The organism is Carboxylicivirga taeanensis (genome assembly GCF_051851475.1).
Taxonomy (GTDB): Bacteria; Bacteroidota; Bacteroidia; order Bacteroidales; family Marinilabiliaceae; genus Carboxylicivirga; species Carboxylicivirga taeanensis.
Window position 1 is genome coordinate 393310 of sequence record NZ_JBPUSJ010000005.1, and the last position, 6885, is coordinate 400194.

A 6885-nucleotide genomic window follows, 5' to 3' on the forward strand; every position below is an offset into this window, starting at 1 on the left:
GCCAATAGACGCATAGCTTTGATGTCAAGTTTCGTAGATGGTGATAATTGGCAAATAGTAAAGTTTATTTTTTGAATTGCAATAGCACTCTAAGGACTAGAATAGTAACTATTTAAATCGATGATGCCTCCGAAATTTAAAGTGTACAGCCATGAAAATAGCCATATTATCACCAATAGCCTGGAGAACACCTCCCTTAAAATATGGCCCATGGGAACAGGTTGCTTCAAACATCACCGAAGGCTTGGTTGCCAAAGGGCTGGATGTGACCTTATTTGCAACCGGTAACTCATGCACCAGCGGTAAATTGCAATCAATCTCACCTACCGCTTATGCCGAAGATGATTCGATAGCGCCAAAGGTATGGGAATGTCTTCACATCAGTTATTTAATGGAGCAGGCCGGTGATTTTGATCTCATCCATAACCATTTCGACTTCCTGCCGCTGAGCTATTCCAGGCTCATCAATACACCCATGGTTACGACCATTCATGGTTTTTCAACGGCCAAGATTATACCGGTTTTTAAGCGGTACAACGATCATAATTTTTATGTTTCGATTAGCTACGCTGATCGAAGTCCTGAACTTAGGTATATCGCCACAGTTTACAATGGTATTAATCCGCTTGATTTTACCTTCAATGCCAATCCCGATGACTACTTGCTCTTTTTTGGCAGAATACATCCTGAAAAAGGCACTTATGAGGCCATCCAGATAGCCAAGAGAACAAAACGCAAGCTTATTATCTCCGGCCTGGTTCAGGATGAGGCCTATTTTAACAGCTTTGTCCAGCCTCATGTCAATAATGAAGACATTGTTTATGTTGGTAATTCAGGCCCTAAGCAACGGGACGAGTTACTGGGGCAGGCATTTGCCCTGTTACATCCGATTAGTTTCAATGAACCTTTTGGACTTAGTGTGGTAGAAGCCATGTTCTGCGGAACGCCTGTCATCGCTTTTAACAGGGGGGCAATGCCCGAAATCATACTTGATGGTAACAGCGGTTTTTTGGTGAATACTCTCGATGAAGGCGTTGCTGCCGTTGACAAGATTTCGAGCATCAATCGATGGGACTGCAAGCAGTGGGCTAGTTCTAATTTCTCGCAGGACAAAATGGTTGAAGGCTATATAGATGTTTACCAAAAGATTCTGAGTCATAAATAAATACACAAGATCATGACAGTATTTAAAATAGAGGACAAAAACGCTTCGGAGCTGGTAAAAAGGCAAAAGATAATTATTCGTGGAGACGATTCACGTGTGATTACTCGCGCTCATATCCCAGGTGAACTAACGCGTATCGACAATATCATCAACAGGGTGCTAAACCTTACTAATAATGAGGTTGAGCGGGAATTACACAAAGTGTATCGTGATTTTGAAAGCCGACATAGAAACCTGGAGCATCAATTGATTAAGCATTTTAATAAAGTTTCGGAGTATATTCCAGCTTCCGTGCAGCTACGTCATAATACCCGCATGCTTATTGGCGCCTATTTAACCATGGAATACTCCATTGAATCAGCCGCTTTATTTAACCCTTCTATTGTGGCCCATCCAGATCAGAAATATGTGGTTGATGGCTGCCTCAGGTTTATTATGAGCTTGCGGGCCACCGGTGAAGGCCATATTTCCTCCATTGTTTTTCGCAGTGGTGTGATCAATGCAGATGGTTTATTCTCATTTGACGAAACCAGCAGGTATGTCGAGCAAGCCTCTGTGTGCCACAATTCAGCTTACGACAGGCACCTGTTTCGGAAGAAACTGCAGGATTTGGACGCCTGGAACAAAACCAGCATGCGCATATTTGACCAGATTCCGGATACCTTTTCTTATCAGGAGCTTAAGGTCAGCATCGGTGTGCTTTACTTAGACCCTGATTTTGTATGCAATGATAAAGTTATTGAGATCATTTACTGGGTGGCCAACTCCAATTATACGCTTCAGTTTGATGAAACCAGTAACATCTCGGAACGGGTCATTTTTCCATCATCGGATAACGAAAGCCGGGGAATTGAAGATGCCCGGTTTGTGCAGTTTAAGGATGACAATGGTGAACAGACCTACTATGCTACTTATACGGCATATAATGGGTTCAGCATCCTACCTCAGTTAATAGAAACCAGAGATTTTTTGCGCTTCAGAGTGATGACCTTGAACGGAAAGGCTGTTCAGAATAAAGGGATGGCTCTGTTTCCGCGCAAGATCAATGGGAAGTATGTGATGTTATCGCGGCAGGATGGCGAAAACAACCGCATCATGTTTTCTGATCATTTGCACTTCTGGCAATCATCCCAGGTTATTCAGGAACCAACAAAACCCTGGGAATTCATACAGATTGGTAATTGTGGGTCTCCTATTGAGACTGATAAAGGATGGCTGGTGCTCACCCATGGCGTTGGAGCCATGCGTCAATACGCCATTGGGGCGATATTACTTGATTTGGATACTCCCACAAAAATGATAGCCCGACTGGATGAACCCCTGATAACACCAACAAAAACAGAGCGGGAAGGCTATGTGCCCAATGTAATCTATTCCTGTGGCGGCCTATTATTTCATCAACAATTAATTATTCCCTATGCCATGTCGGATATTTCAACCGGTATTGCTACCATCAATGTAAATGATTTACTGGAGTCAATGACGTATATGAGCAATAAAGCATAATAGTTTCATATCTAAACAAGGCATTATTTAACGCTATTAATCGTTTTAAAGAATCAATAGTGTTCGTACTTAGCCATGTACTTTCAAAATCTTATTACTTTTTGCGCAAACGATAAAATATCAGACGAGACTATATAAAGACCTTGGGTTAAAGTGACTCTGTAGTGTTCTTAAAATAAGTAAATTATAGAAATATATAGACTCCCTTTGTATCACAGAAAAGCCTGTTACTTTTTTACTAGCAGGCTTTTGTATTTTTAGGGCGTCAAAGTTGGTGTCAAATTGTTCATGATTTTAGTTTGGCTTTTTTCGTCTTATTTATATCACTTCAAGAAGTTCTTATTTAGCTTAAACCACAAGTAGTCTATTTGACTTAGGCCACAACGGAGAGTATAAGAATAGTAGCCGATTGCGGGCTTCATTCCTGTCAAATTACAAAAAAGCTGAATTGGGCTTTAACCCTTTAACTTACTATTGTACCGGCTATTTTGCATATACATTGTTGTAGCCAGTGGGTTTCATTCAGACACAATATTTTTCGACTTCTCCAGTAAATCTTTTAGGTCACTTTCTTCTTTTATAGATTCTTTTCCAACATTTAAAACCATTTTTGCATGTTTAATAACTGCCTTTTTGTAACTTTCTTTTTTAGCGAACCCATTTATAGTTATCATTGCTTCCATTAATCGTATAATAACAGCGGGACTTCCGGCTGAAAATTGACGAATTTGATTAAATGACGCATCCAAAACACCTTCAAAGTCCAAAGTATTGGCAATTACCCTTAATCTTTTTTCATCATCAATCCTGTATTGTGAAGGAAAGCTTATTTGCGAAAGATGACACATAGTAGCGGTTAAGTTATCAATACAAGCAATGGCAGTATAAGGGTCATTAACCCCGGGTGAGAGTGCTCGCACAGCAATTTCAACCATTTGATGAATGGAGAACTCAAGGTCTTGTTGTGCATTCTTTGTTTTTCCGATAACGAACTGACGAAGGATGCTTTCGATCTGTTCTTTTGTTAACTTGTCGTTTGCGTATAATTTCCCAATTTCAATATCTTCTACTAAATGGTCTCCTGGCCTAAAATGTAATTCAATTAAACCATTACATGAACAGACTACCTTTAATAGCGATTCACTGTCAATATATTGGAGGTATCCACTTTTTGGTGATTTCAGGGTATTGGTAATAGTATATTTTGACCTGATTGTATCAACAGAAAAGGCATTTTCATCATCCAATTCATCGCCCATTTTCTTGGGAAATAAGGTTTTGACTTGTTTAGAAATAATCTCTGAAATATCAGAAATTACTTTATCTGCCTGAATGCTGATAGCAATTTGATGGATAAAAACAATGAGAAGTATAATATTAACAAAAGCTGCAAATATTGCTAAGAAAATGGAAAGTGCCGGTACGAAGGTGTATCCATCGCTTTCCTTTATGGAATTTAAAACAAAAAGACAATATAGATAAGTAGAAATATATGAACCCAATACAATCTGATTAAGCCTTACATACATAAAATTCTTAATCAACCTTGAACCAAATTGCGAAGAAGCTAAAGTCAGTGCCACTAGTGTAACCGAAAAAACGGTCCCTGCAACTCCAATCATTGCCCCGGATATGGTAGATAATATAATTCGGGCAGAATCTGCACTATTCACAAAAAAGAAGCGACCTAAGCCATCTTGTGACATTTCGATTATTTCGTCTAAAGATACCAACCCAATTGCAAAAAGGATTGTGATTAAGATTATCAATACGGGAACGAACCAAAAAGTTGCTTTTAATTCGTTAAAGAAAAACAGTATTTTTTTCATATCAGAGGGAAATTGTTAATCCAAACCTTATCTCATTTTACAGTTGGGTTAATTATTACTAACGTTTTATAATATACGGAAGATGAGCTAAGTAGAAAATTATTTTCTGAGTCATTTTTCTTTTTTTATTTGCTTTCCACCTCTTCGTTAGCTTGGGAAGTCAGTCGAGCTAAGGGTGGGACAGGGTGAATGTTCGTTAACTGTTGGTGTATGTGGTGTTGGGCATTTCAAAGTACTTCCCTTTCAAATCGCTACGTTGTTTATTTATAGCTTTAAACTTCAAATTTACCCAACAACCCCGCATTACGTATATTTTTAGCCACAGTACTTCTTATAGCACATTGAGTAATTCTTCATATTTATCTTTTAAACGAATGTCATTTTTATTACCAACATACTTTTTTATAAGCTTAATAGTGGACTTCCTCTTATCCTTTGGGAGCGCATCCATAATTTTGGGAGCAAATTCAATCAGGCTTGAAGTGAGAATAGCATCAACACCTTCATATTTATTTTCTACTAAAGTTGTTGATACATATCCTAATAAATAATTTTGAATTCCTGTTTGAGCTTGATTAAAACCGTTTACTCTGATAGAATAAGTGGGGTCATTCTTATCTAGAGTTGACATATAATCATTAGAAAGTGATAATAATTTTTCAGATTGATATCCTAAAGTAGCCATAATCATTGCATGTTCAATGGAAACAGAATCACGAGATTCAATGACTAGAGATTTTAAAATAGAAGTTAGTTGATTAAATACAGGTGAAAAAATCTTAATCTTTTCTTCGATTACTGCATCCTCTGGTATCTGAGGAAAAGTCGCGCTATTAGAATAAATATATTCGAATAACTTTGGACTTAGCTCGAATGACTCACCTGCTTTTAATTTCGTCTGTATCTCCTCTAATCCTTCAGCAGCCAATTCATGGTTGAATGAGTTATTTCCGTCCTGAGCAAACGCAATACTTGAAAAACACAATAATAATTGTATTAAGAAAAATGGAAAATAATTTTTTAGAGTCATCAATTAATGATTTAATTCATACATAATAAAGGTTCTTTCGGCCGCAAATAAATAATATATTTTCCATCATATCAAATGAAAAATCCACCGCATTCGGTCTTTCCTCAAGCACCCATTGTAAGCAACTTTATTTAATTTCTAATTCGCCAGTTATGTCTATCCTTCTTTCTGAATTTAAGTCGGTTAAAGAGGCCTTTATTTGACATGGATTATTTATCTGTCCAGAAGTAAATGTTATCGTAACTGGTATTTGTCCATTTTTAAATGCTCTATAGTTAACTCCCTCATTCTTGTATTGTTCTAAAATATTAGGATTGGATAAAATCTGATTTCCTTTCTGGTCGGTAATGTTTATGGAGAGGGAAGGGTACACCTTATTATCCACTATTTCTAGTCCATTTAGTCCTTCTAAAATCAGCATTAAAGTGCTTTTAACACTAACTTCTTTATTAATAACCACCATTTTTTGAGTTTTATCCCAAAGGTAAATGTTAGTGTAGTCAATATTTGATGCATTTATTTTCAAAAGTTCGCTCTTCTTTACCGAAAAAGGCAATTCATATTGAAATGTTCCTTTTCCCTTTTTATCCCAAATCTTGATATAGACTTGGTATTTCTCATTGTTTTTATTTGTTAATGCAGTAATAAAATTTGCTTGAAGTTGTAAAGGAGATAAGTCTATTCCATTTTCCATTTTAGATAACAAGTCTTGGTGCTGCAAAACTGTATCTATTTTATTTTTTATTATGAACATTGAAAGACCAGGAAATACATTTCCATTTTCTTTAGTCAATCCTGATATATTGTTAAAAATGATATTTAATTTTTCGCCATAAATAAATTTATTTCTATTTTCAATTTTTCCATTTATTTGAATTTTAATTTCATCGCAACCGATTCCATCTCCTCTAGAATATGCTCCAGTTGTCAAATCTTTATTAACGGATTTATTAAACTCACAAGCATTAAAAACTAATGTTATTAAGAGGAGTCCAAATAATTTTACTTTCTTCATTATACGTTTTTTGTTCTGATTAAACTCAAATTTCATAAATTACATTCTCTTGAGAAAATGCATGTAAGTAAACGAAATAAATAAACCTAATAGGGATTGAGTACCTTGCCTTAAAGTCAATACTGTAGGTTTTTTAAGGGGAATTGTTGCTAACGGCCTGCCGCATGATGCAGTAGCAGATTCACGGTGCTGATTGTCCGTCCGGCAGGACAGACAATCGAGGCGAGAATCTGCCCACCCAAAGTGAGCTGCGCCCTGCTATGCATTATTGCGGCTTGTTAGTACCCGTGTTTTATTCTTTTCTGTGTTAATTCTGTATTTCTTTTGGTTTTAGGATATT

General features: G+C 36.7%; 5 protein-coding genes. 2 read left to right on the forward strand and 3 right to left on the reverse strand.

The window, feature by feature from the left end; genetic code table 11:
- Positions 1 to 151 precede the first annotated feature (151 nt).
- Positions 152 to 1165, forward strand: a complete 1014-nt coding sequence (locus tag ACSX1H_RS10520) for a glycosyltransferase family 4 protein (RefSeq protein ID WP_439183829.1) — start codon at positions 152 to 154, stop codon at positions 1163 to 1165.
- Between the two features lie 12 nt (positions 1166 to 1177).
- Positions 1178 to 2671 (forward strand): glycoside hydrolase family 130 protein, encoded by a 1494-nt coding sequence (locus tag ACSX1H_RS10525; protein ID WP_439183830.1) that lies wholly within the window; start codon positions 1178 to 1180, stop codon positions 2669 to 2671.
- 518 nt (positions 2672 to 3189) lie between these two features.
- Here ACSX1H_RS10525 and ACSX1H_RS10530 read toward each other — a convergent pair.
- The 3 genes from ACSX1H_RS10530 to ACSX1H_RS10540 form a co-directional block, all read right to left on the reverse strand.
- A complete protein-coding gene (locus ACSX1H_RS10530) occupies positions 3190 to 4500 on the reverse strand; it encodes a DUF2254 domain-containing protein (RefSeq protein ID WP_439183831.1) in 1311 nt (436 codons plus the stop codon).
- A 331-nt stretch (positions 4501 to 4831) separates the two neighbouring features.
- Positions 4832 to 5530 (reverse strand): hypothetical protein, encoded by a 699-nt coding sequence (locus ACSX1H_RS10535; RefSeq protein WP_439183832.1) that lies wholly within the window; start codon positions 5528 to 5530, stop codon positions 4832 to 4834.
- 127 nt (positions 5531 to 5657) lie between these two features.
- Positions 5658 to 6545, reverse strand: coding sequence for a hypothetical protein (locus ACSX1H_RS10540; RefSeq protein WP_439183833.1), 888 nt, complete (start codon positions 6543 to 6545; stop codon positions 5658 to 5660).
- Positions 6546 to 6885 lie beyond the last annotated feature (340 nt).

What these genes read in the sequence shown, in the direction of transcription:
- ACSX1H_RS10530 (WP_439183831.1), bottom strand. Translation starts at nt 4,500, where the DNA reads ATGAAAAAAATACTGTTTTTCTTTAACGAATTAAAAGCAACTTTTTGG.
- ACSX1H_RS10520 (WP_439183829.1), top strand. Translation starts at nt 152, where the DNA reads ATGAAAATAGCCATATTATCACCAATAGCCTGGAGAACACCTCCCTTA.
- ACSX1H_RS10540 (WP_439183833.1), bottom strand. Translation starts at nt 6,545, where the DNA reads ATGAAGAAAGTAAAATTATTTGGACTCCTCTTAATAACATTAGTTTTT.
- ACSX1H_RS10525 (WP_439183830.1), top strand. Translation starts at nt 1,178, where the DNA reads ATGACAGTATTTAAAATAGAGGACAAAAACGCTTCGGAGCTGGTAAAA.
- ACSX1H_RS10535 (WP_439183832.1), bottom strand. Translation starts at nt 5,530, where the DNA reads ATGACTCTAAAAAATTATTTTCCATTTTTCTTAATACAATTATTATTG.